This window comes from Corynebacterium sp. ACRQP (assembly GCF_022345915.1).
GTDB lineage: Bacteria > Actinomycetota > Actinomycetes > Mycobacteriales > Mycobacteriaceae > Corynebacterium > Corynebacterium lehmanniae.
Genome location: NZ_JAKRMZ010000009.1, coordinates 54898 through 80660 on the forward strand (window position 1 = coordinate 54898; position 25763 = coordinate 80660).

27 protein-coding genes, 1 tRNA gene and 1 other RNA gene are annotated in these 25763 nt (G+C 65.0%); 9 read left to right on the forward strand and 20 right to left on the reverse strand.

Annotated elements, in window-relative coordinates; translation table 11 throughout:
* Positions 1-14 precede the first annotated feature (14 nt).
* From rnpB to MHY23_RS05140, 4 genes are all read right to left on the reverse strand, one after another.
* An RNA gene (rnpB, locus tag MHY23_RS05125) (RNase P RNA component class A) lies at positions 15-405 on the reverse strand.
* 162 nt (positions 406-567) lie between these two features.
* Positions 568-1710: a bifunctional RNase H/acid phosphatase gene (locus tag MHY23_RS05130; protein ID WP_239306672.1), complete on the reverse strand. Its 1143-nt coding sequence runs from the start codon at positions 1708-1710 to the stop codon at positions 568-570.
* A 3-nt stretch (positions 1711-1713) separates the two neighbouring features.
* The gene (locus MHY23_RS05135) at positions 1714-2394 is read right to left on the reverse strand and encodes a zinc ribbon domain-containing protein (protein ID WP_239306673.1); all 681 of its coding nucleotides are present in this window, start codon (positions 2392-2394) and stop codon (positions 1714-1716) included.
* Positions 2395-2403: 9 nt separating this feature from the next.
* Positions 2404-3537 (reverse strand): Nif3-like dinuclear metal center hexameric protein, encoded by a 1134-nt coding sequence (locus tag MHY23_RS05140; protein WP_239306674.1) that lies wholly within the window; start codon positions 3535-3537, stop codon positions 2404-2406.
* Between the two features lie 36 nt (positions 3538-3573).
* Between MHY23_RS05140 and MHY23_RS05145 the strand changes: the two genes are divergently transcribed.
* From MHY23_RS05145 to MHY23_RS05170, 6 genes are all read left to right on the forward strand, one after another.
* On the forward strand, positions 3574-4206 hold the full coding sequence (locus MHY23_RS05145; protein WP_239306675.1) for an HAD-IA family hydrolase: 633 nt from the start codon (positions 3574-3576) through the stop codon (positions 4204-4206).
* Entirely contained in the window at positions 4196-4672 is a 477-nt protein-coding gene (locus tag MHY23_RS05150) for a low molecular weight protein-tyrosine-phosphatase (RefSeq protein WP_239306676.1), read from the forward strand. The genes MHY23_RS05145 and MHY23_RS05150 overlap by 11 nt, the downstream gene beginning before the upstream one ends.
* A 6-nt stretch (positions 4673-4678) precedes the next feature.
* On the forward strand, positions 4679-5620 hold the full coding sequence (locus MHY23_RS05155) for an SURF1 family protein (RefSeq protein ID WP_239306677.1): 942 nt from the start codon (positions 4679-4681) through the stop codon (positions 5618-5620).
* A gap of 30 nt (positions 5621-5650) precedes the next feature.
* Complete coding sequence (locus tag MHY23_RS05160; RefSeq protein ID WP_239306678.1) at positions 5651-6046, forward strand: hypothetical protein; 396 nt, start codon at positions 5651-5653, stop codon at positions 6044-6046.
* A gap of 84 nt (positions 6047-6130) precedes the next feature.
* Positions 6131-6535: a hypothetical protein gene (locus MHY23_RS05165; protein WP_239306679.1), complete on the forward strand. Its 405-nt coding sequence runs from the start codon at positions 6131-6133 to the stop codon at positions 6533-6535.
* The gene (locus MHY23_RS05170; protein WP_239306680.1) at positions 6535-7329 is read left to right on the forward strand and encodes a hypothetical protein; all 795 of its coding nucleotides are present in this window, start codon (positions 6535-6537) and stop codon (positions 7327-7329) included. Before MHY23_RS05165 ends, MHY23_RS05170 begins: the two co-directional genes overlap by 1 nt.
* Positions 7330-7642: 313 nt before the next feature.
* Here MHY23_RS05170 and MHY23_RS05175 read toward each other — a convergent pair.
* Positions 7643-7718 (reverse strand) — tRNA-Val (locus MHY23_RS05175).
* 85 nt (positions 7719-7803) lie between these two features.
* Positions 7804-8214, reverse strand: a complete 411-nt coding sequence (locus MHY23_RS05180; RefSeq protein WP_239306681.1) for a DUF3052 domain-containing protein — start codon at positions 8212-8214, stop codon at positions 7804-7806.
* 199 nt (positions 8215-8413) lie between these two features.
* Here MHY23_RS05180 and aceE point away from each other — a divergent pair, with 199 nt between their 5' ends.
* Positions 8414-11209, forward strand: a complete 2796-nt coding sequence (gene aceE, locus MHY23_RS05185) for a pyruvate dehydrogenase (acetyl-transferring), homodimeric type (RefSeq protein WP_239306701.1) — start codon at positions 8414-8416, stop codon at positions 11207-11209.
* 370 nt (positions 11210-11579) lie between these two features.
* Here aceE and MHY23_RS05190 read toward each other — a convergent pair whose 3' ends face one another.
* A complete protein-coding gene (locus MHY23_RS05190; protein WP_239306682.1) occupies positions 11580-12455 on the reverse strand; it encodes a YPDG domain-containing protein in 876 nt (291 codons plus the stop codon).
* A 17-nt stretch (positions 12456-12472) separates the two neighbouring features.
* On the opposite strand from MHY23_RS05190, the gene MHY23_RS05195 reads away from it, so the two are divergent.
* Together MHY23_RS05195 and MHY23_RS05200 are read left to right on the forward strand one after the other, a co-directional pair.
* Positions 12473-12769 (forward strand): acyl carrier protein, encoded by a 297-nt coding sequence (locus MHY23_RS05195; protein ID WP_239306683.1) that lies wholly within the window; start codon positions 12473-12475, stop codon positions 12767-12769.
* Positions 12766-13566 carry an HAD-IIA family hydrolase gene (locus MHY23_RS05200; RefSeq protein WP_239306684.1) on the forward strand — a complete coding sequence of 267 codons (801 nt, stop codon included), beginning with the start codon at positions 12766-12768 and terminating at the stop codon, positions 13564-13566. The genes MHY23_RS05195 and MHY23_RS05200 overlap by 4 nt, the downstream gene beginning before the upstream one ends.
* A gap of 14 nt (positions 13567-13580) precedes the next feature.
* Here MHY23_RS05200 and MHY23_RS05205 read toward each other — a convergent pair whose 3' ends face one another.
* The 13 genes from MHY23_RS05205 to MHY23_RS05265 all read right to left on the reverse strand — a co-directional run bounded on the left by MHY23_RS05205 (position 13581) and on the right by MHY23_RS05265 (position 25745).
* Positions 13581-13982: a hypothetical protein gene (locus MHY23_RS05205; protein ID WP_239306702.1), complete on the reverse strand. Its 402-nt coding sequence runs from the start codon at positions 13980-13982 to the stop codon at positions 13581-13583.
* Complete coding sequence (locus tag MHY23_RS05210; RefSeq protein WP_239306685.1) at positions 13942-14586, reverse strand: nucleotidyltransferase domain-containing protein; 645 nt, start codon at positions 14584-14586, stop codon at positions 13942-13944. The genes MHY23_RS05205 and MHY23_RS05210 overlap by 41 nt, the downstream gene beginning before the upstream one ends.
* Positions 14587-14625: 39 nt before the next feature.
* Entirely contained in the window at positions 14626-16020 is a 1395-nt protein-coding gene (locus MHY23_RS05215) for an NAD-dependent succinate-semialdehyde dehydrogenase (RefSeq protein WP_239306686.1), read from the reverse strand.
* Positions 16010-16330: a hypothetical protein gene (locus tag MHY23_RS05220; protein ID WP_181888808.1), complete on the reverse strand. Its 321-nt coding sequence runs from the start codon at positions 16328-16330 to the stop codon at positions 16010-16012. Before MHY23_RS05220 ends, MHY23_RS05215 begins: the two co-directional genes overlap by 11 nt.
* 444 nt (positions 16331-16774) lie before the next feature.
* Positions 16775-17686: a DMT family transporter gene (locus MHY23_RS05225; RefSeq protein WP_239306687.1), complete on the reverse strand. Its 912-nt coding sequence runs from the start codon at positions 17684-17686 to the stop codon at positions 16775-16777.
* A gap of 54 nt (positions 17687-17740) precedes the next feature.
* Positions 17741-18583 (reverse strand): trimeric intracellular cation channel family protein, encoded by an 843-nt coding sequence (locus MHY23_RS05230; protein ID WP_239306688.1) that lies wholly within the window; start codon positions 18581-18583, stop codon positions 17741-17743.
* Between the two features lie 41 nt (positions 18584-18624).
* A complete protein-coding gene (locus tag MHY23_RS05235) occupies positions 18625-19440 on the reverse strand; it encodes a trimeric intracellular cation channel family protein (protein ID WP_239306689.1) in 816 nt (271 codons plus the stop codon).
* Positions 19441-19610: 170 nt separating this feature from the next.
* The gene (locus MHY23_RS05240; RefSeq protein ID WP_239306690.1) at positions 19611-20606 is read right to left on the reverse strand and encodes a nucleoside hydrolase; all 996 of its coding nucleotides are present in this window, start codon (positions 20604-20606) and stop codon (positions 19611-19613) included.
* Positions 20599-22041 (reverse strand): MFS transporter, encoded by a 1443-nt coding sequence (locus MHY23_RS05245; RefSeq protein ID WP_239306691.1) that lies wholly within the window; start codon positions 22039-22041, stop codon positions 20599-20601. The genes MHY23_RS05240 and MHY23_RS05245 overlap by 8 nt, the downstream gene beginning before the upstream one ends.
* 299 nt (positions 22042-22340) lie before the next feature.
* Positions 22341-23138 carry a serine hydrolase gene (locus MHY23_RS05250; protein WP_181888814.1) on the reverse strand — a complete coding sequence of 266 codons (798 nt, stop codon included), beginning with the start codon at positions 23136-23138 and terminating at the stop codon, positions 22341-22343.
* Between the two features lie 30 nt (positions 23139-23168).
* A complete protein-coding gene (locus MHY23_RS05255; protein WP_181888815.1) occupies positions 23169-24074 on the reverse strand; it encodes a DUF3800 domain-containing protein in 906 nt (301 codons plus the stop codon).
* Between the two features lie 327 nt (positions 24075-24401).
* Positions 24402-25046 carry a hypothetical protein gene (locus tag MHY23_RS05260; protein WP_070473527.1) on the reverse strand — a complete coding sequence of 215 codons (645 nt, stop codon included), beginning with the start codon at positions 25044-25046 and terminating at the stop codon, positions 24402-24404.
* A 30-nt stretch (positions 25047-25076) separates the two neighbouring features.
* Complete coding sequence (locus tag MHY23_RS05265) at positions 25077-25745, reverse strand: DUF4230 domain-containing protein (RefSeq protein WP_239306692.1); 669 nt, start codon at positions 25743-25745, stop codon at positions 25077-25079.
* Between the last annotated feature and the right edge of the window lie 18 nt (positions 25746-25763).

Genomic DNA, 25763 nt, shown 5'->3' on the forward strand with positions numbered 1-25763 from the left:
TGCCACGAAAAGGGCGAATGAGTCGGCCTGTGAGCCGGATTCTGTTCCCCTTGCGGGGCGGCGACCATCCATCTGGACCACCCATCGCTGGGCGCCTCAAGCAGCTACCTTCGGACTGGGCGGGCAGCCTACATCCGACGACCTCCGCCTTGCGGCGGGGGCTCTTGCCTTGCTCCCGGTGGGGTTTACCTGGCCAACTACGTCACCGCAGATGCCGGTGCGCTCTTACCGCACCCTTTCACCCTGACCTCGTTGCCGAGGCGGTCTACTTTCTGTTGCACTTTCCCGCGGATCGCTCCGGGTTGCTGTTAGCAACCACCGTGCCCTGTGGAGTCCGGACTTTCCTCGACCCGCGCCTTCCCGTTCAACGGTGGTTCGCGGTGCCGCGGCCGCCCGGCCGGCTCATTCGCGAGGTACAGCATACGCTTTCCGCCGGTTGGAACGGAACTGTCGGGCATCGTGCGAGGATGCTTACCCAAGGATGCTTATCCCTCGAGAGCGTTGCCGAGCATTTCTCGCGGCCACTCGAGGAGTAAGCATCCTGGGGTAAGCATCTAGCCCCGAAACCTACCCGCGGTGGTGCGCGACGTCGTTGACGCAGCGCACCACGCCGAAGTCGCCGTAGTAGTCCACGACGCTGATGCTGGCCAGGTCGAGGAAAAGGTGCTTGAACAGCTCCGGCCCGGCGCCGAGGGCCTGGCGGACGAACGACTTCACCGGCGTCATGTGCGTGACCACCAGCACGGTCTTCCCCTCGTAACGTTCCTGCAGCTTCGACCGCGTGCGCGTGACCCGGCGGTGCAGCGCGGTCAGCGACTCGCCGCCCGGGGGCGCGTTGTTCGGGGAGGACTGCCACTGCTCAAACGCCGACGAATCCCGCGCCACGGCCTCGTCGCGGGTGAGCCCCTCGAAGTCGCCGAAGTCGATCTCGCGCAGCCCCTCCTCCACAACCACGTCGAGCCCGAGCGCCCCGGCGGCGATGCGGGCGGTGCCCTGCGCGCGGGCCTGCGGCGAGGCGACGATGGCGTCGATGCGTCCGAACCCCCGCAGCGCGTCGGCGGCCCGGCGCGCCTGGTCGCGGCCAGTGTCGGTCAGCTCCGGATCGGACGTGCCGGAGAAGCGCTGCTCGGCCGAGTGCTGGGTCTGCCCGTGCCGCAACAGGATGAACCGGGTGCGCGGGGCACCCTCGCCGGCCCAGTGCGCGGGGCTCGCGGTCTGGTGCGAGGGCTTCTCGACGCCCTCCGGTTCCCCGGCCTTCTCCCCCACCCACACGCCAGTGCCTTTGACGATGCCGGGTTTGTCGCCGCGGGCGGCGGCGTCCATGGCCACGTTGGACAGCTCGTCGGCCTTTTTGTTCTTCGCGCGGGGGACCCAGGTGTAGGTGACCTTCTCAAACGAGGAGGCCAAATCGCGGGCCTCCCGCGCCAGCTTCTGCATATCGGGGTGCTTGATTTTCCAGCGACCGGTCATTTGCTCGACAACCAGCTTGGAGTCCATGAACACGTCCACCACCGTCGCCCCGACCTCACGGCAGGCCTCCAGGCCGCGGATCAGGCCGTAGTATTCGGCGACGTTATTGGTGGACTTTTTGCCCACGACGTAGGCGATCTCGCCCAGGGTCTCCCCGGAAGAGTCGTAGACCACGGAGCCGGATCCGGCCACACCCGGGTTCCCCCGGGAGCCGCCGTCGCAGTACATGGATACCTGCATCAGCTACTCCGCCGGAGAAACCCGCACCAGCAGCGTGCCGCAGTTCGGGCAGGTGGGCAGCTCGTCTTCCGGCTCGGCGAGCACCTCGGCGCGCTCGGCAGGCGGCAGCTGGATGAAGCAGCCGCCGCAGGCGCGGCCGTTGAACTTGGCGGCGCCAATCTCGTCGTAGGCCGTCAATACCTCGGCGGGCAACTGCGCACGCAGGGCTTCGACGTCAACGACCTCCTCGGACGGCAGGGCGTCCACGGCGCGCTGGGCGGCCTCGACCTTGCGGTTGGCCTCGTCGACGCGGGCGGCGTGGACGTCGCGGTTGTTGCGCAGCGCGGCGATCTCGTTGTGCGCCTCCTTCAGCTCGGAGAGCAGGTCGGCGATGCGCGACTTCGCGGCGTAGCGGTCGTGCTCGAGATCCTTGCGGCGCTCCGGGTCGGTCTCGGCGGACAGCTGGCGCTTGTCGTCCAGCTCGCGCTTCTTCAGCTTGCGCTCGTCCTCCTGGATGCGCAGGATTTCCAGCTCCATGTCGTCGACTGCGAGTTGGGCTGCGGCGGAGGCGTCGGTGAGGCGCTTGCGCTCGTCGATAAGCTTCTGCAACTCCTGCTCCTCGGGGCGCACGCGCGGCTGCGAGGACGCGGCGTCTGCCTGCGCGAGCTGCAGGAGGACGGGCTGCAGGTCTTTGGAAAGGTGCATCGTTTCTCCTTACTCGGGGTGCGCGGAGATGGTCCACGGGTCCGTGCGGATGTGCAGGATCTCGGTGTCCACGCTTAACGGAGCCACGATACTCTCCGCCTGCTGGGTCCAGGGAAACTCGCTGGCCCAGTGGGCGGTGTCGATCACGGCGGGCCCGCCTGCGCGCAGGTGCTCGTCCACGGGGTGGTGGCGCAGGTCGGAGGTGACGTAGACGTCCACGCCGAGCTTCGCCACATCTGCGAGGAAGCTGTCGCCGGAGCCAGAGGAGACCGCGACTTTCTGCACGATTTGGTCCGGGTCGCCGGCGGCGCGCACGCCCCACGCGGTCTCGGGCAGCGCGTTGGCGACCTGCTGGGTGAACTCGCGCAGCGTCATCGGTTCGGGGAGTTCGCCGATGCGCCCCAGGCCGGTCGCTTTCTCTAGGTCCTGGGTGTCGGCCATCTGCACCACGTCGAACGCGGGTTCTTCGTAGGGGTGCGCTTCGCGCAGCTTCTCGACGATCCTCCGGCGGTCCCTCGCCCTCGCCACAAACTCGACGCGGATCTCGTCGCCCGTGTAGTGCGTGCCCACGGCTCCGTCTGTGGGGTTCGCGCCCTCGACCGGGGTGAACTCGCCGGTGCCCTCGAAGGAGAAGGCGCACTCGCGGTAGTCCCCGATCGCGCCGGCGCCGGCGCTGAACAGTGCGCGCTTCAGGTCCGCGGCGGCTGCCGGCGGGACGTGCACACCCCAGCGATCGGTGGCGTCGAGGAGCACCGGCTTGATCGGGCGGCCCGGCGTGATACCGACTAGCTCCGCCAACTTGTCGGACACCCCCGGGCGGGCCGAATCCGCGTTGGTGTGCGCGGCAAACAGCGCGCAGCCGCCGGCCAGCAGGGTGTGGATGACCTTGCCCTTCGGCGTGTTCGCCGCCACCGAGTGCACGCCGCGAAGCAGCAGCGGGTGGTGCACGACCAGCAGCTGGGCGCCCGCGGCGACGGCGCGCTCGGCCACCTCCTGGGTGCAGTCCAGCGCGAACGCCACCTTGGTCACCTTCGCATCCGGGTCGCCGCAGATCAGGCCCACCTGGTCCCAGCTCTCGGCAAGCGCGGGCGGGTAGGCCGCCTCGAGCGCGTCAACAACTGTCTGCACTATTACGTCTGTCATGGCAGCCAGCCTACAAATTTGGAACAGTGGGTATGTGTGAACGCCACATTGCTTTTCGACGTCGACGGCACGCTGATCGACTCCTTCCCCGGCATCAGGCACGGCTTCCTCGTAGGCCTCGAGGCCGTGGGGTGGGACGTGCCCGACGAGGACTTCATCCGCCGCATCCCAGGCCCGCCCATGCCGGAGACGATGCGCTCGCTCGGCATGTCTGCCGCGCAGGTTGAAACCGCCATGCGCGCCTACTCCGACTACATGTCCGGCGAGGGGTGGCAGCGCTTCGAGGTCTACCCGGGAATGGCTGACCTGTTAGAGCGGTTGGCGGGTGAGGGTTACCGCGTGTGCACGGCGACGTCGAAAAGCGAGCGCTTCGCACGCGCCGCCCTAGAGCGCGCGGGGTTTTTGGAACACATTGACTTTTTGGGCGCCGCGTCCAATGACGGGAAGCGCGCGAAGAAAGTCGACGTGATCCGGCACGTGCTGGATCAGGCCGCGCCCGAGCGCCCGCTGATGGTCGGCGACCGGCTGCACGACTTCGAGGGAGCCAAAGCGTTTGGCATCCCGAGCGTGGCCATGACCTGGGGCTACGGCGCTGCCGAAGAGTGGGAGTTGGCGGACTACGTGGCGCGCGACGCCGACGAGCTAGAAAGGATCATCCGTGAGTTCTAAATTGCATATCGACTTCGTGTGCACCGGCAACATCTGCCGCTCGCCCATGGCGGAGGTGATCGTCCGGGAGAAATTGGCGCAGGAGGGGCTTGCGGACGCGGTCACGGTGACGTCGTCAGGCATCGGCGGCTGGCACGTCGGGCACAAGGCCGACGAGCGGGCGCGCGCGGAGCTGGCCGCCCACGGCTACGACGGCGAGGCGCACCGCGCGCAACAGTTCGGGTTCGAGCAGGAACAGGCGGACCTCATCGTCGCGCTGGACACGAACCACGTCTCCGAACTCGTCGCGCGTGGCGTGGACGAGGACAAGGTGCGCCTCATCCGTTCGTTCGACCCCGCTGCTGAGGAAGGCGCCGGCGTGGCCGACCCCTACTACGGCGGGCCGGAGGGCTTTGCGGTGGTGCGCGAGCAGATCGAGTCCGCAGCTGACGGCATTATTGCTTGGGTGCGCAAGCGACTAGACTGACCCGGCGTGAGCGCCAACAATCAATCGTCCAAGCCGTGGTGGCGGCAGGTTCTTACCCCCGGCTGGGTCATCGCGGCGCTGTTGATCGGTGTGTTCTCCTACTACGCGTTTACATTCCTGGCGCCGTGGCAGCTGGGCAAAAACGAGGCGCTGGTGGAGCGCAACGAGCACATCTCCGCCGCCTTCGAGCACGACCCGGAGCCGCTGTCGTCTCGCGTGGGCGCCGACGGTTCCCTGGGGGCGGACGCCGAGTGGTCCCGCGTGGTCGCCACCGGCCACTACACCGGCGACGACGTGCTGCTGCGCCTGCGGCCCGTCGACGGCACCCCCGCCTTCCAGGTCCTCACCCCGTTTGCCCTGGATGACGGGCGCGTGATCGTGGTCCACCGCGGCTGGGTGAAGGCCGAAAACTCCACCCAGGTGCCCGCCGTGGAACCGGCGCCGACCGGCGAGGTCACCATCACCGGCCTGCTGCGCGCCGACGAAGGCGAGCATCCCAACCCGCCCATGCACGAGCAGGGCTACGACATGGTCTACTCCATCAGCCCCGCGCAGGTCGGCTCGCTGACCGGGACCGATGTGGTCTCGCCGTACCTGCAGCTCCTCGGCGGCGAGCCGGGCGTGCTCGACCCGATCCCACTGCCGCAGCTCGAAACGGGCAACCACCTCTCCTACGGGCTGCAGTGGATCCTGTTCGGCCTCGCCGCCCCCGCCGGCCTGATCTACTTCCTCTACTCCGACTCCCGCGAGCGGCGCCGCTTCGCCGAGGAACAGAAGCAACTGCTTAACGACGACACTGTGTCCGGCAGCAGCCCCGACCCCGAACCGGTCGCCCAGGCCCCGGCCGCTAAGACCCCGACTGCGGCTCCTACTCGCTCCCGCCAGCGCTACGGTTCCTCCCGCGCCAACCCGTGGGCCAAGGCATACGATAAAGAACAAGAACGCTAGCTCTGTCGCATGGTCTCTGAAGGGGTTTTGATGTCGCTCGATTTCGTCCTCCGCACGCTTGCTCAAACCGGCGTCGTCCCCGCCCCGGGCGTCGAACCGGCCGACATCGAAGACGCCGCCTTCGATCACGCGGTCGCCTTTGCCAACCGCCCCTTCGCAACCTTGTCGCTTCTCACCGACCCCCAAGGGCAGCCCCTCTTCGCCCTGTCAGACCGCGACTCGTTGGCGATACGTGCAGGTCGCGCCTGCGCCGCCCTCGACCGTTCTCTTCTCGACCTCTCCATCATCCCCGACTCCCCCACCTCCGCCACCGGCTCTGCCCGGGTTCAGTTCTCCGAATGGGACGTCGCAGACGTGGAGTTCGATGGCAACTCCCCGGCGTTCGAACTGGGCGTCCTCGCCGCCATCGAGAGCCGATCGCTCTAGTATTTTCCGCCTTTCAATGCTCCACCTTTATTGAGATCAGCTAGTTTCGATAAACAGCAGGAGAAACTAACTAGGAGCGCCACTATGGCAATGAATAACGTACTTTCGTCGCTTGGGGCGGGTTTGCTCCTCGGAAGTTTAGTGAGGGCAGAAGTGCTTCAAACCCTTTGGCGACAAGCGCCGGACGAGAATATCAACGCCGCTTTCCACCCAGGTGAGGCAATCGGAACCCTGCTAAGCGCCCTATGGAAAGAGGGAGAACACGAGTTTCTCGCGAGCATCGTCGCTGATTATATGGCTGAAATGCGAGATCATGCTTTTAACCGTCCTGATGTAGGACAACGACTTACTCTGAGTAGCTTCCTCTTTTCTCTTCCCACCGCGGTTAAGTCGCTAGAGGAAGCCGAAGTCGAAAAAATGATAAAATTCCTGGACGCTGAGGTTCCTTACCACTATTCCGACCAACCTGACTCCATCGATATCCCCTAATGAGCTATTACTTCTCTCATCGAGCGTTCGAGGAACAATTTGGAGATTTATCTCCGTTAGTGCGCGAGTCCCAAAACAACACTTCGAGCTCTCTTTCGCTCAAGCCTAAGCTTCGGAAAAGCATCCCCACGGATTTTTCAAGCACCAGTTCCAAAACAGACATAGTTAAAACGCAATATGATGCGGTCGACTTTTCGAGTGTAAGAAAAATAGCTCAATTAAAAGACCAAAAAGCTAAACGACTCTCTCAGGCACGGGCAGGTGAGTTAGTTGTAATCCCCAAAGCGCGGATCACTGCATCGGCGTTTCCCATTCTTCAAGTACCGGACGAAGTTTTGAAAGGGTTTCACCGCGACATTGGGTCCAATTCGCAACAGTTTTATGTGTTCGGAGGAGTAGTTAAGATCCCTGCAACTCTGAGGGTTTTCCATTACACCGGACCGCGAGTCTACTTGCTTGGATCCATCGATAACCTCACTGCACGCAAACGACTCATCCCAGCAAGCAGGGAGTGGCCAAACTCTTACCCGTCCTCCGCATCGAACGCTCGATATCTGATCAACGGCTTGTATGACTTACAACCAGGGCGCCGAGAGGCTAAACGACTGCCATCCGATGAGCAAGCATTAAACGAGTTCGCAGGAATGATTGGACGAACGGTAACCGGCGAAGGCTTCTCAAATACCCCACGACCCGAAAATTGCGCCCTCTACGAAAGCACAAAACGCATTATTGGAACCGTAACAATGCGGAGTGAGTCCGCACTACTTATCCGTCCAATAGTGATTGAGTGAATCAATTATCCCACGGTCGATCTTCCCACTGAATCAGAAGCACATGAATCACTAACCTCCGCCAATCGATGTTTAATCGACCCACAGGGGTAGTGAACTCCGCGTAACAATGCGCTGGCCCGCTACCAAAATTCAGCGCATTCTCGTAGGCACTTAACACTTGTACTCTGGTTATCCACCGCACCCTTTCCACCTAGGCATGCTGACAGGGATGTAAACCGGAAAAGGATGAAGCGAAGCCACACGGGCGCCAAAATGTAGCCACGGAAGGCGGAAAGGCCCCTTCCCAATTTCTTGGAAAGGGGCCTTGACCTGGTGCGCCATGACGGGCTCGAACCGCCGACCTACTGGGTGTAAACCAGTTGCTCTTCCAGCTGAGCTAACGGCGCGCGTAGCAAGAAGAGTAGCAGAGCCCGCGCACGGAACGAAAAACCGGGGCGGGAACTGCGAAAAACCTGCACAAAACCCGGCCGACTAGCGGTTGCGGGGCGTGAGGCAGGAGCCCTGCCAGGCGCCGAAGCGGTCCGCCTTCGTCTGGATGAAGCCGGCGAGCTGGGCAGACTCGGCGATCTCGCTGGGCGGGACACCCCCGGTAGAGGCGGAGCCGGCGCCGGGGGTCATCAGCCAGATGCGGCCGCCGGGGCCGAGGCCGCGGGAGACGTCGACGAGATCGTCGACGAGGTCGCCGTCGCCGTCGCGGAACCAGAGGAGGATGGTGTCGCAGGGTTCGTCGGCGTCTTCGTCGAGAAGCTCGGCCCCGATGGCATCCTCGATGGCCTCCGAGATGGCGGAATCCGCGTCCTCGTCCCAGCCGATCTCCTGCACAACATCACCCGGTTTTACCCCCAGGCGGGATGCGTAGGTGTCCACTCCTGTGGCACTCAAATCTCCATGTCCTCCAAGTATCAAAATGGTGTGGTTTGGGCGATAGCTTAACGTCGAGAAGCAAAGAATGCTTGGAAACCCGTGATTAGTCTCACCAAAGATCACCCGCTGTAAGAAAGCGCGCGCACGAACACGTAAACTCGGGGACGTATTGCCCGACTGAAGCCAGGAGGTTGAAGTGGCCCAGAAAGAGACCAAGATGGAAGACGCTCGCGTGAAGAACGCGTCCGAAGTTGACACCAACATTCTCTCGCTGCGCGAAGGCGTAGCGTCCTACCTGCACGACGCAGACCCGGAGGAAACCCAGGAATGGATGGACTCCCTCGACGGTCTGCTGGAGGAATCCGATCCGGAGCGCGCCCGCTACCTCATGCTGCGCCTGATCGAGCGTGCAAACGCCAAGCGCGTGCCGCTGCCGGCGCTGTCCTCGACCGACCTGGTCAACACCATCCCCACCAAGCTCGAGCCGGAATTCCCGGGCGACGAGCAGATTGAGAAGCGCTACCGCCGCTGGATGCGCTGGAACGCCGCAGTGATGGTGCACCGCGCGCAGCGCCCCGGCATCAAGGTCGGCGGCCACATCTCCACCTACGCCTCCGCAGCGGCGCTGTACGAGGTCGGCTTCAACCACTTCTTCAAGGGCAAGGACGCACCGCAGGGCGGCGACCAGGTGTTCTTCCAGGGCCACGCCTCCCCCGGCATGTACGCCCGCGCCTTCATGGAAGGCCGCCTGAGCGAAGACGACATGGACGGCTTCCGCCAGGAGCACTCCCGCAAGCAGGGCGGCCTGCCGTCCTACCCGCACCCGCACGGCATGCCGAACTTCTGGGAGTTCCCCACCGTGTCCATGGGCCTGGGCCCGATGAACGCGATCTACCAGGCACGGTTTAACAAGTACCTGCAGGACCGCGGCATCAAGGACACTGACCAGCAGCACGTCTGGGCATTCCTCGGCGACGGCGAGATGGACGAGCCGGAATCCCGCGGCCTGATCCAGATGGCCTCCCTGTACGGCCTGGACAACCTCACCTTCGTGATCAACTGCAACCTGCAGCGCCTCGACGGCCCAGTGCGCGGCAACGGCCAGATCGTCCAGGAGCTGGAGAGCTTCTTCGTCGGCGCCGGCTGGAACGTGATCAAGGTCGTGTGGGGCCGCGAGTGGGACGAGCTGCTGGAAAAGGATGAGGACGGCGCACTCGTCCACATCATGAACACCACCAAGGACGGCGACTACCAGACCTTCAAGGCCAACGACGGCGCCTACGTCCGCGAGCACTTCTTCGGCCGCGACGAGCGCACCAAGAAGCTCGTCGAGAACATGACCGACGAGGAGCTGTGGAACCTGCGCCGCGGCGGCCACGACTACCGCAAGGTCTACGCCGCCTACAAGCGCGCGCTGGAGACCAAGGGCAAGCCGACCGTCATCCTCGCCCACACCGTCAAGGGCTACGGCCTCGGCCACAACTTCGAGGGCCGCAACGCCACCCACCAGATGAAGAAGCTGACGCTGGAAGACCTCAAGCTCTTCCGCGACAAGCAGCAGATCCCCATCTCCGACGAAGAGCTGGAGAAGGACCCGTACCTGCCGCCGTACTACCACCCGGGCGAGGACGCCGAGGAAATCAAATACCTCAAGGCCCGCCGCGAGGAGCTCGGCGGCTACCTGCCGGAGCGCCGCGAGAAGTACACCCCGCTGGAACTGCCCGAGTTTGAAAAGACCTTCAAGGCACTGTTCAAGGACTCCGGCAAGCAGGAAGTCGCCTCCACCATGGCGCTCGTGCGCACCTTCAAGGCGCTCATGCGCGACAAGGAGCTGGGCAAGCGCGTCGTCCCGATCATCCCGGACGAGGCCCGCACCTTCGGCCTGGACTCCTGGTTCCCCACCCTGGGCATCTACAACCCGAACGGCCAGAACTACGTGCCGGTGGACCACGACCTGCAGCTGTCCTACAAGGAAGCCACCGACGGCCAGATCCTGCACGAGGGCATCAACGAGGACGGCTCGTCGGCCTCCTTCATCGCCGCGGCGACGTCCTACGCCACCCACGGCGAGCCGATGATCCCGATGTACATCTTCTACTCGATGTTCGGCTTCCAGCGCACCGGCGACAACTTCTGGGCCGCCGGCGACCAGATGGGCCGCGGCTTCATCATCGGCGCCACCGCCGGCCGCACCACCCTGTTCGGTGAGGGCCTGCAGCACATGGACGGCCACTCCCCGATCCTGGCGTCCACCAACCCGGCCATTGTCTCGTACGACCCTGCGTTCGCCTACGAGATGCCGTACATCATCTCCAAGGGCATCGAGCGCATGTACGGCCAGGGCGCCGGCAAGGACGAGAACGTGATGTACTACATCACCGTCTACAACCAGCCGCACCACCAGCCGGCACGCCCGGAGAACCTGGACGTGGAGGGCCTGCACAAGGGCATCTACCTCTACGACGAGGGCAAGGACCTGGACAACAAGGTCTCCCTGCTCGCCTCCGGCGTGGGCATGCAGCAGGCGCTGCGTGCGCAGGAGATCCTGCAGGAGCAGTACAACGTCGGCGCCGCGATCTACTCCGTGACCTCCTGGACCGAGCTCGCCCGCGAGGGCCAGGCCAAGGCCACCGAGCAGCTGCTCAACCCGGGCGAAGATGTCGAGGAAGCCTTCGCAACCAAGCAGCTGAAGCAGACCTCCGGTCCGTACATCGCGACCTCGGACTTCGCTTCCGACCTGCAGGAGCAGATCCGCGCCTACGTCCCGGGCCAGTACATCGTGCTCGGCGCCGACGGCTTCGGCTTCGCCGACACCCGCGAGGGCGCCCGCCGCTTCTTCAACATCGACGCCGAGTCCATGGTCGTCGCCGCCCTGCTCGGCCTGGCCAACGAGGGCAAGATCGACCGTTCCGTCGCCGCCCAGGCAGCGAAGGACCTGAAGATCGACGACCCGACCGCCACCGCCGCCAAGACCGACGGCGAGGACGAGGGCGACGAGAACGCCGCTGAGTAGCTTGAGTTAGGGCCTTCTGCCTAGCGACGGAGGGGCGTTCCCGGTAGCGGAACGCCCCTTTTCGTGTGCCTTTTTGGGGTGGTTTTGGGCGGGGCTTGGGTGGATTCCTGACAGATTACGGCGGCCCTTTGTGCCGACCTGGGCCGATGGGGCCAGACTGACAGATTCCGCCGCGATGCGTCTGGGCCGCGCGTCCTCGTCTACCGGCACGCCTGGATTTGTTCACTACGCGATGAATCAACCCTCCCCTTTCGATCATCCGACCTGGGCAAAATGAACAAACCACCGCGAAGATGAGGGGTTTGTTCACCAGCTAGCAGCCCGCGAGTGAACAAATTCCCGGGGATGGCCCCGGGAGAGCCCGGGGCCCCTACATCTTGGGCAGGAACTGCTGCAGCTGCGGCCATGCGAAGGCCAGGCCACCACCGATAAGGGCCAAAATGCCGAACACGAGCGCCAGCTTCTGCGCCGTGGACGACCCACCCGAATCCGGCGCCGGCGCCGGCGCGTCCGGCTCTGTCTCCGGCGCCGGGGGCTCCGGCAGCTCCACACCGACACCAGAGTTGTCGATGCTGGTCCAAGTCTTGCGCTCCGACCCATCCGCGAACGTAGTGACTACCTCGAAGTTTGCGTCGCTGTAGGAGTCGGTCGGCACCGTCGCGGTGATGGTGCCCGTCTTCTGGTCGACGCTCCAGTCCCACCCCTCGCCGCCGGTGACCTTCCAACGAGCGTTCGTCGGCAGATCCAGCTGGTATTGGTTCTCCGGCGTCAAGGTCACGGTCTGGCCGGGGTTGGCGGTGACGCGGGCGTCGTAAAGCGGGTTGTAGTAGAACGCGTCGTCGGAGGTCAGCGTGACCTTCTGCGAATACAGCTCATTCGACCCGTCCGGGAACAAAACGCGGACCGAAAAGTCGATGACGTTTTCGCCGGGCTGCGGGGGTGTTTCCCTGGTGTAGTTGTTCAGCCTGACGCCGAGCGGCTTGTCCACAAATTCGGTTTCCCCGTTGAACAGCTGCGCCTTCTTCCGCAGCGTGTCCTCGCCGGTCTGCTTCCACTTCGTCCCCTCCGGCACACCGAGAAGCTCGTATTCGATGGTCTCCGAATACCCGTCCCCCGGCTTCACAGCCGCATGCCGCGGCGCCGGATCGAAGTGGGGCGTGTACTCGTCGGCCATCGCGGCGGAGGCGGCGGGCGCGAGCAGGCCGGCGGCGACGACGACCACGGCCGGAAGTGCGAAGCGTTGCATGCGCTTATCATAACGGCATGGAACTTTCGCAGCGGTTGAACCTGAGCAACCTCGACCTCGCCGACGACACGGACGCCCAAGAGCAGGCGGAGGCGCGGGGCACGTTCGCGCGCATCGTGGAGCTCGTGGAGGACGTCTCCGGCGTCGAAATTGAGCCCGGTACGAGGTTGGACGGGAGCGGGGTTTCGTCGTTAAGCCGCATTGAGCTCGCGGTTCGCATCGAGGAGGAGTTCGCAGTGCCTATCGACGAGCACGTCTACGCCCAATGCACCACCGCCCAAGACCTCGCCTACTATGTGGAGGAGCACCAGTGATTTCGTATCTGACCGACATGGATGGCGTGCTGCACCGCGAGGGCGAGATCATTCCCGGCGCCAAGGAGTTCATCGGAGCGCTGCGCAGCGAAGACATCGATTTTATGGTGCTGACCAACAACTCGATTCAGACCCCGCGCGACCTGTCCGCGAAGCTGATGCGCATGGGCCTGGACATCGAGCCGGAGCGCATCTGGACCTCCGCCACCGCCACCGCGAGGTTTTTGTCGCAGCAGGCGGGCGCGGCGTCCGCGTACGTCATCGGGGAAGCGGGCTTAACGACGGCGCTGCACGAAATCGGCTGGATCCTCACCGACGCGGACCCCGACTTTGTCGTGCTGGGCGAGACGCGCACCTACTCGTTTGAGGCGCTGACCACCGCGTCGAACTTGATTCGGAACGGCTCGCGGTTCATCGCCACCAACCCGGATCTGACCGGCCCGGGGCCCGCGGGCGTGGTGCCGGCGACCGGGTCCGTGGCCGCCATGATCACCGCCGTGACCGGGATGAGCCCCTATTACGTGGGCAAACCCAACCCAGTGATGATGCGCTCGGCGCTGAACAACATCGGCGCGCACTCGGAGAACACGGTGATGATCGGCGACCGCATGGACACCGACGTCAAGGCCGGCCTCGAGGCGGGTATGCGCACCGTGCTCGTGAGATCGGGCATCGCCGACGACGCGGAGATAGCCAAGTACCCGTTCCGCCCCACCGCGGTGGTGGATTCCGTGGCGGACCTGGTGGATCGCATCCGCGACCCGTTCGGCGACGGGTTTTATACGGACGCGGAGTAGGCGCGGGCAGGCGCCTACGGGGCGAGCTGCCTCGCCCTATCGACGAGCTTCGCCGCTAGCCGCGACGTCTGTTTGACCTGAACGTCGCTGAGCCCAACGTCGCTGTAGTTCGCCACCGTTTTGTTTTGCAGCACCGTGTTGAGCGCCTTCGCTGCGTCTTTTTCTCCAGCCAACTCGAGCATCCGCACCGCCTCGAGGTGATCAGCGGAACGGTTGTATTCACCAGTCAGCGCTCCGCAGATCACGTCCCCAGCACCGATCGCTGCGTTGATGTAGCTCGAGATCACAGCGTTCGCTCCGAACTCGCCTTCGGCGAACTGCGCCAACTCCAGATGCTCTTCTACGCGGAGCATCCGCTTGCGCAAGACAGCGTTGTTAGCTTGCGCGGTCTTCCCCTTGCCCGCTCGTGGTGCCACGAATCCCCCTCAGAATCCCCCGAACTTCTTGCGGATCACCATAAATGGTTTTGCCCTCGCCCGCTATGTTCTCAAGGATCGCGCCCGGGTTTTCCTGGTTACGCGTCCAGACGACAACATTGGCGGGCACCCCTGTCCAGGCTTCTACCTGCCGGGATAGCTCGTACGCTCCGTTTTCCGCCTGCACCGCCGCCGATTCGCTGTCCACCAAAATGAGCAAATCAATGTCGCTGGAATCCCCCATCTCGCCGCGAGCCGCCGAGCCGAAAAGTACGCACCCCGCCACGCTCACTGGCCAAGCGTCTAGGGACTGCGCGATGCGGGAGTACAGCTCCTCGGTCGAGTGAGCGATTTCCTGGATCGGGCCAGCAAGCAGGTGTTGTTGATTCAGCGAGTACCCCCTCGCCTGCCCCAGCACCCGCTCATGAACCACCCCAGTCCGGGCGAGCCGTTCCAAACTACGGCGCACGCTGGACAGCGACGGCCCCGCCACGAGACGGTGAACCTGCTGGGCGGTGAGCTCCACCGGCGCCCGGCCGAGCACGAACAGCACCGCCGCATCCGCATCTGAGCAGATGGCAGTGAACGGGTTCTGAAGCTTCATGGCGTCAATCTTGACACGCTTGTGTCAGTTTTGAAACAGCTACACCGCCGAGTCGGAGCCGGCGACGTAGAAGCGCTGGTGGTTGACAAACTCGTCCATGCCCAGCGGGCCGAGCTCGCGGCCCAGGCCGGACGCCTTCACGCCGCCGAACGGCAGCTCGGCGCCGCGGGCCTGCGGGATGTTCACGTGGATCATGCCGGTGTCGATCTTCGCGGCGACCTTCTTGGCGCGCTCGGCGTCCTCGGACATCACGGCGCCGCCGAGGCCGTAGCGGGAATCGTTGGCCAGCTCGATCGCTTCCTCCTCGGAGGACACCTTGTACACCTCGGCCACGGGCCCGAAGAACTCCTCGTAGTAGGAGTCGGAGCCGACCGGGATGTCGGTGATCACGGCCGGGGTGATGTAGGCGCCCTTGCCGGTGACCTCGCCGCCGACGCGCAGGTTCGCGCCGTCCTCCACGGCCAGGCGCAGCTGCTGCGCGAGTAGCTCCGCGGCGTCGCGGGAGGACAGCGGGTAGAACTCGTTGCCGTCGCCGGGGTTGAGCGGGTCGCCCTCGCTATACGACGACGCAAGGTCCACCAACGCCTGCACAAACTCGTCGTAAATGTCCTCCATGACGATCATGCGCTTGTTCGACGTGCAGGCCTGGCCCACGTTGCCGATGCGCTTGTTCCACGCGGTCTCCGCGGCGGCCTTGACATCGGAAGCATCCAGCACGACGTACGCGTCGGTGCCGCCGAGCTCGAGCACGCACTTCTTCAGCGCCTGGCCGGCCTGGGAGGCGATGGTGCGGCCGGCGCGCTCGGAGCCGGTCAGGGACACGCCCTGGACGCGGTCGTCGTTGATCAGCGTGGAGACCTGCGAGTGCTTGGCGTACAGGTTCGTGTACAGGCCCTTCGGCGCGCCCGCCTCGTCGAAGATCTTGGCAATCGCGGCGGCGGAGCGGGGGCAGATCTCGGCGTGCTTGACCATCACCACGTTGCCGGCCATCAGCGCCGGCGCTGCGAAGCGTGCGACCTGGTAGTACGGAAAGTTCCACGGCATGATGCCCAGGATCACGCCGAGCGGGACCTTGCGCATCACGGAGGTGCCGCCGCGCTGGTTCGGGATCTCCTCGTCGGCGCCGAACTCCGCGCCGTTGTCGGCGTAGTAGTTAAAGATCTCGACGACGTCGTTGATCTCGCCGTCGCCCTCCTTGACCGACTTGCCCATCTCTTCTGCGATGATGCGGGTCAGCTCGGCGCGTTGCTCGTCGAAAAGCTTCGCAACCTTGCGCAGCACCTCGGCGCGCTCGGAGAAGCTCTTCTCGCGCCACTGCTTGAACGTGTCGTTTGCGGTGGTCAGCGCGGTCTCGAGCGCGTCGTCGGTGATGAAGTCGAAGGACTCGACGATCTCGTTGTTCTTCGGGTTTTGTACGCGGTATTTAGTAGACATGCGGCCCATCGTAGGAGCGTGGCGTGAGGCTCGCCACAAAATTTTTCTCCCGCGAAAGGCGCTCCATGGCCTGCGCAAACGCCTCGATCTCCTCGCGCGTGGCGTAAATCGTCTCGCGGCACGAGTACGTGCGGTCCGCGCGCCGCTGCCAGCGGGTGAACCAGATTTCGCCGGGCGCGCCGTCGGGAAGCAAAAGCATCTGCTTCTCGACGCTCCGTCGCTCCCGCACCGGCATCCCCTCAACGCAGAATGTCCACGCGAGTCGGGTGCGCGGGGCGCGGCAGGTGGGTGCGGCCAGTGTTGTCGTCATTGGTGGGGACCCTTCTTGCGGGCGCCTTTTCGGCGTGCCCGCATCGATGGCGGCACACTCCAGCCCCGGTGACTAGGCGGGATTGCCGCGGCGGGTGCCGGCGGCTATTGCCGCGCGACCCGGCCCGGTGACTAGGCGGGCCCGGCGTGCGGCGGAGTGTGAGACGAGAGGTTCGTCTTCCCCAACGGCCTCTGATTTCTCTTGGCCGATATTGCTTCACACAAGTTCGCTAGAGCAACCCTCAACCACTGGTTGATACCCCTGCTTGCTCGAGCTTCGGTTGAGGTTGAGGGGTCGGCGGTGTGCGTGTCCGTGCGTCCGGCCCCTCGTGCCGTCGCGATCGCAAATGCCGATATCGGCGTTTACGCCTTCCGAGATGCGGCGACCTGGGCTTTTGCGGAGCCGTTACGGGTAAACGCCGATATCGTCGTTTAGCACCCCGCCCTACAGCAGCCGCACCGCCAGCACGCCGAGGAAGATCACCACCAGGCCGGCCAGGCGCGTCGCCGTCAGCGGGTTCTTCCGCGCCCCGAACGCCCCGCGCGCCTCCAGCGCCTGGCCGGCCGCGATCGTGCCCGCGTTGAACGCGATCACGGTGGTGGCTGTGCCAAGCAGCGGCGCCAGGGTCGCGCCCGAGATGACAAACGTCGCGCCGACCAGGCCGCCGAGCCACATCCACCACGGCCCCGGCTCAGGACGCCGCGCGAGCTGGCGAGGGCTGGTCACCAGCGCCGCCACCAGCAGCAACACCGCGCCGACCGCGAGGTTGATCTCGCCGGCGTGCAGCGACGACCCGACGATGCCGCCCATGTAGCCGTTCACCGAAGTCTGGATGGCGGTACACACGCCGACGAGCACGCCGAGCACGCGGAAGATCGCCAGCTCGAGGCCCTCGGCGTCGCCTTCCAGCACCGGCCGCTTGCCCGCCCGCAGCACCACCACGATCCCGGCGAAGACCACCGCCGCCCCCAAAACGCGCATCCAGGACACCGGCATCGCGGGCGCGCCGAACAGCCCGAACCGGTCCACGAGCAGCCCCATCACCACCTGCCCCAGAATCGGCAGGACCACTGTCTCCAGCGCACCGAGGCGGGGGAACAGCAGGATGTTGCCCAGCACGAAGCACACGCCCATGACGCCGCCGAGCCAGCCCCACCAGGGCACGTCGGCAGAAAACTGCGGCACCGGGTTCCCGCGCAGCACCGTCGTCGCCACCACCGCGAAAAACAGCGCCGAGCTAAACGAGATCAGCGCCGGCACCACCGGCTTATTCCCCACGCTCGCGCGCAGGCGGGAGTTCGCCGCGGTCTGGATCGGAATCAGCCCGCCTACCGCGAGCGCCACAAGCAACAGCATGCGCCGATCTTCTCACGCCGAGCGCGCGGCCATTTACCTAGCCCGCAGCGGTAGCTATTTCAACCCGTAGGCGCGGTAGAGGGCGGCGATGAACTCCTCGTGGGTGATGTCGCCGTCGACGGCGGCGAGCTCGTCGCGCACGTCCTTGCGCGTCGGCGCGGAGATCAGCGTCGGGTTGGCGTTGCGCTGCCGGTACGAAACGGGCGGAAGCTTGCCGCCCACCCGGTGCTTCATCCGCGTGAAATAGCTATCCACGGGCGCGAGCGCCTCCACGCCCGGCACCGACCAATCCAGCCAGTACGCGGCCACACCCAGCGCAATCCCGAGCAGCGCGGACACCGCCAGGCCCACCGACTGCCAGCCAAGGTCGTAGAAGAGCTGCACGCTTATCGACGACACTATCGCCGGGACCACGTACAACTGGCGGTCAATGAGAATGTTGGGAATCTGCCCGATCATCATCTCGCGGATGACCATGCCACCGGTGGCGGTGAGGACGCCCATGAGGATGCAGCCGAACCACGTGACGTCGGCACGCAGTGCTGTGACCGTGCCCGTGACCGCCCATACGCCCACGATGACCATGTCGCCGTGGAAGCGGAACAGCTCCCACGCACGACCGCCGATGGACAGCGCGAACGCCACCAGCGAGCCGACCAGCGCCGTGCCGATGTACCACGGGTTCTGCAGCGCGGACGCCGGGGTGGAGCCGATCAGGGCGTCGCGGATCATGCCGCCCGCCATGCCGGAGATGATGGAGATGAGCATGAAGCCGACGGCGTCGAAACGCATGCGCCGGGCCACGAGCCCGCCCATGAGCGCGTTCAGGAACACGCCGAGCAGGTCCATCACGGCGAATGAGAATCCGACGGCGGTGAACACGTTGTCGAAGTACATGCGCGCCATCGTAAAGGGGTTCGCGCCGGGGTGGGGCCGGTTTAGGTTTTCGCCTCCGTGCGCTGCTGCACCTCGTTCTGCAGCATCACGCGCAGCGCCTGGATCAGCTGCTCGTCCGAGGCGTCCTCCAACGCGTTGCGCACGTCCTCGCCGGACTTGACCGGCTGGCGCGAATCGGTGTCCACGCCGAGCGCCTCGCCGATCTTCTCCTCCAGCGGGCGCTCGATGCGCTTGGTCTGGAACGCCGAGAGCTTGTCGCCGCCGAAGTACACCGCGATCGCGAACAGCGGCGCGGCGATCGCGGCGGCCAGCATGCCCTCCCACACCAGGTCGAAGCGGTTGAGCACCAGCATGATCACCGACGCGGCGATCGCCGGGAACACCGTCATCTTCTCACTGGTAAACAGCGACGGCACCTGCCGAAGCGCGATGTCGCGAGCCAGCGTGCCGCCGGTCGCGGTGATCACGGCGAGCAGCACGCACGGCACCCAGCTCAGCTCGGCATTGAGCGCCTTGATCGTGCCGCCGACCGCCCACACGCCGATGGTGACCACGTCCGCATAGAACCGGAAGTTCTCCCAGAGCTTGCCGCGCAGGGGCGCAAAGTACGCGATCAGTCCGCCGATGGTGGCGGTGATCAGGTAGCCGGGGTTGGTCAGGGCGGCGGCGGGGCCGTCGTTAAGTATGGCGTCGCGCATGAGGCCGCCGCTCAGCGACGAAATCAACGCCACAAACGCGAACCCCACAATGTCGAAGTTCATCCGCTTGGCCACAGTCCCGCCGATCGTGGCCGCCAACAACACACCGGTGTATTCAAGGACAAAGTAGAGGTTGCCCACGTCATCAGAGAAGTCCATGGACGCCAAGGCTAGCTGGCGGGTGGGGTCGACGGCTGGGTGGTCGGTGGGTGGCCGGTGTGGGGTTGCTCCACATGCCATAAACCGGCTACCTAGGACCGGTTACCAGCCGAATTTTCGCAGGGTAGCCGGTCCTAGGTAGCCGGTTTTACGGGGCGGGAGGCGCGCCCCTAGCCCAGGCGCTCGACGGCGTCGACGACGAGGTCCCAGAACCGGTCCACGTCCAGGCGCGTCGCCACGGAGGTGTTGCAGGCCGGGTCTGCAGAGGAGGCGGACGCACCGGCGCCCCCACCCGGCACACCCGACGCGAGCGCCGCGCCGAACGCGCGCAGGTCCGCCACGGTCCGCCCGCGCGTCAGCGTGCCGGCAAGCTCCACCGACACCGGCACGGGCACGGTCTCGACAATCGACGGGTCGATGACATACGCCACCGCGCACGGGTCGTGCACGGGCGGGTTGTCAAAGCCCTGGGCGTCCTTGTAGTTGGCACGAAACGCGTCTACAAGCGCGGCCAGGAAGTCGCCGCTCGCGGTGCCCAACGCGCGGAAACGGTCCTGCACTGCAGGCGTCGCTAAGGCTTGGTGCGTGAGATCCAGCCCGACCATGACCACCGGCCAGTCCTCGCCGAACACGATCGCGGCGGCTTCCGGGTCGACGGCGATGTTGAACTCCGCGGACGGCGAGTAGTTGCCGGCCCCGTACGCGCCGCCCATCAGCACGACCTCGCGCACCCTGGACACAATCCGCGGCTCCAGGCGCGCCGCCAATGCGATGTTGGTCAACGGCCCGGTGGGCACCAGCGTCACGGTCCCCGGCTCCTCGCGCATCAGCGTATCGACGATCCACTGCACCGCCCCGATCTCCCCCACCGGAACAGCAGGTTCCGGCAGGTCGAAGCCGTGGATTTCCATGCCGGTGTCGCCGTGGATGTCTTCGGCCGTGATGACGTCGTTAAGCAAAGGGCGCGTCACCCCGCGGTAAACGGGGACGTCCTTGAGACCGGCGACCGTAAGCACCTGCTGCGCGTTGCGCGTGACGTGGTCGATGGTGTGGTTGCCGCCGACGGTGGTCAGGCCGAGTAGCTCGATGCCCGGGTTGCCGGCGGCGAGCAGGATGGCGACGGCGTCGTCGTGGCCGGGGTCGCAGTCCAGGATGATTTTACGCACGGGCAGCCATATCCTCCGCGGCGATCGTGTCCGGCACCGACGACGGCTTCGGGATGAGGAAGGACGCCGCGAACGCGCAGCCCAGCAGGATCGCGCCGGCGATCATGCCCGCGCGGTAGCTGCCGCCGGTGGCGGTGAACACGGCGAAGATGATGGTGAACGACAGGCCGGCGCCCAGGTTGAACGCGCCGCCGTTGAGGCCCGGCAGGTAGCCCTGGTTGTGCTTCGGCGCCAGCACGACGCCGAGCGAGCCGAGCATGATGTTGCTCATGCCGGCGTACGTGATGCCGGCGAGGATGGACATGGCCAGAAGCATCGCGTGGGTGGCGTTGCCGACTACGACGGTGCCGAACAGCACGGACAGCGCCGCGCCGGCGATGCCGATCTGCAGGATGATCTTGTAGCCCACGCGGCCCGCGAGCCAGCCGGAGATCGGGCCCATGGCCAGGCCGGCCAGGGCGTACGGGGTCAGCGTCCACCAGGACACGACGCCGGCGGACATGCCCGGGCCGGCCGTCGGGTCCTGCGCGAGGTTGGGCACCAGGCCGTTCATCACCGCGAACACGCCGGTCATGGTCAGCGTGGTGGTGAGCAGCAGCGCCCAGGTGCGGCGCTGCGACAGCAGGTCGGTGGACATCAGCGGATGAGGGCTGGACTTCTCAGTGCGCCAGAACCACACCAGCGACGCGCCGCCGACGACCAGAAGCAGGATCACCATGAACCAGTTCGCCGCGGCCAGCTCGCCGGCCATGTTCAGGGCGGTCAGCACCAGGCCGACGCCGACAACCAGGCCGACAACGCCCTTCCAGTCCATGGGCTGGAGCTGATCGGACTTGGTCTCTTCCACGCCGTACTGCACAGCGAACACGGCGATCAGCGCGGCGGCGCCGATGACCCAGAAGAGGGAGCGGAAACCGAAGGCGTCGGTAAGCCAGCCGCCCAGAATCGCGTCGATGCCCGCGATGCCGCCGTTGACCGAGGTGAGGATGCCCACCAGGAACGCGAACTGCTTCTCCTCGCGCACCGCCTGACGCAGCATCACGGACGTCAGCGCCACGGTCGGGCCGGAAACGCCCTGGATCACGCGGCCGATGAACAGCATGGTCACGTTGGTGGCCAGCGCCGCGACGACGGAACCGATGACCGTGACGATCATCATCCACACCAGCACCTTGCGGCGCCCAATCAAGTCACCCCAGCGCGGCATGAACAGCGCAAACACAGCCGCCGCGGTGAAGAACGCCGTCTGCGTCATGCCGATCTGCGCGGTGGTGGCGTTGAGGTCCATTTCCATCGTGTGCAGCGCCGGCGCGAGCATGGAGGCGTTGAGCTGGAACGCGAAGACGGCGACCAGCAGCGCCGTCATCAGGGGCACGACCTGATTGGTCGGCAGCTTCTGCCCCGCTGCTGGTAGCGGGGTGTTTGTCGTAGTCATGCGTGCAGTTTAAAACACTGCGCGCCGCGCGCCTACACGAAAAAGGCGGCGGCTACACCCGAAATGCGGGGGCATTTTGCCTATCGACGCCCACCTGGCCGCCGCACCCTACCCCCGGCTCGTCTGCGGGCGAGCTATGTGTCCGATTGAGTCGCGTCGCACTAAACCTGAATTCGCCGAAGGGCGCGCACCCGTCCGCCCTGGGAAAACTCGCGCGACTCGCATCAAGCGCCCGCGCGGAATTCAGGTTTTCGGCTACACGACTTTTTCGCGTACCTCCCTGGAGGTTTGCGGCCGCCCTACCCCAGCGCCTCCCACAGCGCAGTGTTGGTCTCCTGCCACAACGGCTTGGCCCAGTCGCCGAACTCGCGGTCCGTCAGCACCACGCACGCCTGCCCGCCCGCGACCCACAGGTACGTCCCGGCCATGCCGAAGTGCCCGACGGTGTCCGCGGGCATGCCGTCGCCGGTCCAGTGCGGCGCCTTCTCGCCCTTGATCTCAAACCCGAGGCCCCACTGGCACGGCTTCTGCATGCCGTAACCAGGCACAACGCCGCGCAGGTCGCCGAACTGGTTAGAAAAGGCCTCGCCAAGCGTCGACGGGTCCAGAAGACGCGGCGAGAGGAGCTCGGAGGCGAACGCAGAAAGGTCGCCGACGGTGGACCTCCCGCCGTGGCCGGCCGAGCCGTAGATTTCGGTGGAGTCCATGCCGAGCGGCTCGAAGACCCCCTCGCGGGCGTAGTCCGCAAACGCGATGCCGGTGGTTTCTTCGACGTGGTCGGCCAGGATCTCGTAGCCGGCCGAGGAGTAGATGCGGCGCTCCCCCGATTCCTTCTGCGGCTCGCGGGAGTCGAACCCCACCCCGGCAGCGTGCGCGAGGAGGTGGCGGATGGTGGAGTTGGGGGGACCGGCGGCGTCGTCAAGCTCGAATGCCCCCTCCTCCACCGCGAGGAGCACGGCGTACGCGGAGAGCAGCTTGGTCACGCTCGCGAGTTCGAAGACTTTGTCTTGGTCGCCGAACGTGGCTTCCGTGTCGCCGACGAGGGCCGCCGCGACGTTGTCCACCGGCCAGTTGCTGAAAAACTTCTCGAGCTCCATGCCGCCCACCTTACGTAGAAGCTCGTTTCTTCAGCTGTTCTTCGCCCTGACAGCCGCAACACGCACCTGTTCAAGCTTCCTTCGGTTTTCCGGGGTCAGCATGCTCGGGTCGTTGATAACCGGACGCCTTGGATCCAAAATATCGGAATGAACCAAGTCTGGTATTCCCCGCTCGAACAGATGCAATTTGGATTCGTATGTAAAAGCCCCTCGTGCTGCACTGATCTGCTTGGATTCCGCTAACCATTCGTAGCGAGAATTAGGAACAAGTTGGGATTCAACAGCGCGTTTAACGAGAGCGCAAACCCAATCCGCAAACTGGATGTTGGCCGAGAGCGTGCTATCAATATGCATCGGTGGTTCAATGATTCTCCGCATTTCCTCGAAGTCAGCGGCCCTTCCCAGAATGTGGGCGTACATCTGAGGTAGGCGTTGCTTCCGAGACTTCTCATTAATCTGATCCATCATCACCATCACCGATTGGTCGGCTTTGTCGGCGTGCCGAGCGATCCGATTTAGCGCCTCGTACATTGCAGATTGTTCGCGCCTTTCGAATTCTGCTGGGCCGGTGTTGGTCTGCTTCGGTGTCCCCACTGGCTTCTCATCCACGTAATAAAAAAGGTGCCCGCCCATTCCCCTTAACGAACCGATCAAAGAGTTAAACACCCTCAGATTCTGGGGTCGCTCTTCACACACCCTCGCGTACAAGAGCGATGCACCTTTCTTCTCCCAACGCCCCGGGTCTTGGCCTTCAGGAATCTCGTTTTTGAACAATCTCTTCTTCGCTTCTGCGAAGTACGCCCCGAATACACGCGCTTTGTCCTCTGGAATGATGAACCCGCCATAGCCAAATGCTGGGCTGTCAGCGAACCTTGGATGACTAGGGGAGACAAAGGCGCCAGGTGCCCCTATCTCATCTAGATACGCAAGGAGCACGCGAAACCCCCTTCAGGCGAAGCGCCAGGACATTCGTGCATTCAATACACGAAAACCCACACTAGCGTGTGGGTTTCGGAGTTGCTGCCCGGAGGATTCTTGCGGACGCTCACCTCTGGCTCACATCTGTGAATATACGACGCGCGGGGTACAACGTCAAAGGGTTTCACGCAGAAATTCAAACCGCCCACCCGGCAACGTCGGCAGTCACGAGCCTCAAGCCGGGGACCGGGTGGCGTGCGCCCCACCCGCAGACCCCTAGTAAGCGATCCCTATTACGGCCCATTTTCAGCCATACTCGGGAGGGCTTACTCGGGGTTTGTGTCCTTAGAACGGCAGCGCCGGGAGTGTGAGCCCCGGGACCATGCCTGCCGACACCGCGAACGCCGCCCCAACACCGAGCAGCGCCAGCACCACGGCGACGATGCCGGCGATGGTGCCCGGCGCGACCTCCGAATTCAGGCTCGACGGCGCGGCCGGCGCAGTGCGGTTGATGTCCTTGCCGCAGTCCTCGAAACGCTGCGCGGTGTAGGAGGCGGCGGACTTGACGTAGGCGACCTCGTTGGCGCTGAACGGGGTCTCAAAGGTGGACGGCGCGCCGGTCTTGGAGCTTGTCAGGTCGTCGGCGATGACGGAGCTGGTGGTGTGCTCCTCGACGGGCCACAGCTGCAGATCATCGGTTTGCTTCACCGAGCCCCAGCCGTTCTCGCCGAGCCCGGCGCGCAGCTCGTCCTGTTTCTTCGCCCACAGCGCGAGCGCGTCGGCGCGGGATCCGGAGTGGTAGAGGATGTCGTCGGCGTTAAGGCCGGCGGCCAGGGCAGGCACCTGGTCGGCGTTGTACTCGACGGCGCAGACGCGGGAAAAGCCCGGGTCGACGGGCGCTTCAGGCGCGTCGGCGGCTCCGGCGACGGGCGGAAGTACGGCAGCAACGGCGGCGCAGGCGATAACGCCCGCTGTGAGGGTTTTACGCATGTGGAAAAAGATACCCCGCACGGCACCTCCTTACCAGCCTTTCCACAAACCCCGAGAAACCCGCACCTCGTAGTCCTCGTACTCCGTGCCGGCCACCAGCGCCGCCACGTGCGCGCGCACGAGCTCCTCGGCGTGCTGCCCGGCGCGGTCCAACAGCCCGGACGCGATGGCTTTCTCCCGCGCGTCGGCCTCCCGGCCGGCGATGAACCCGGTGACGTCTTCGACGCGGAGTTGGTTGATGGGGTTCATGGTTTGGTCGTAAACCTTGACGCTGTCGGCGTCGATGTGGGATTCCAGCACCTCCACCTCAGGCAGTTGCACGTTGACTTCCCCGTCGGCTAAACGCACGTCGATAAGCGAGGCGTCCTTGATGCCGGCGGTGACGCGCCCGTCGTACGTGACCAGGAAATTCCGCCCGGTAAACGGCACGCGCACCCCGAGCACCTCGAGGCCTTCCTGGTCGAATTTGCCCACGTCGGAGAAGACGTATTCCTCCACAGAAAGCTGGGCAATATCGCCTAGCGACGCCCCAATGGTCGTCGACGTCACCTCCCCTTCCCGCCAACTGAGCAGCGCCGGGCGGGTCAGCGCCAGCACCAGCGCCACGATGGCCAGCACCGCAACAACCGAGGCGGCGGCACCTGCGAAACCTATGCCGCGGCGGGCGGGCCGGGGAGAAATTTGAAATTCAGTACTCACGCGATTCACCTTACGGGG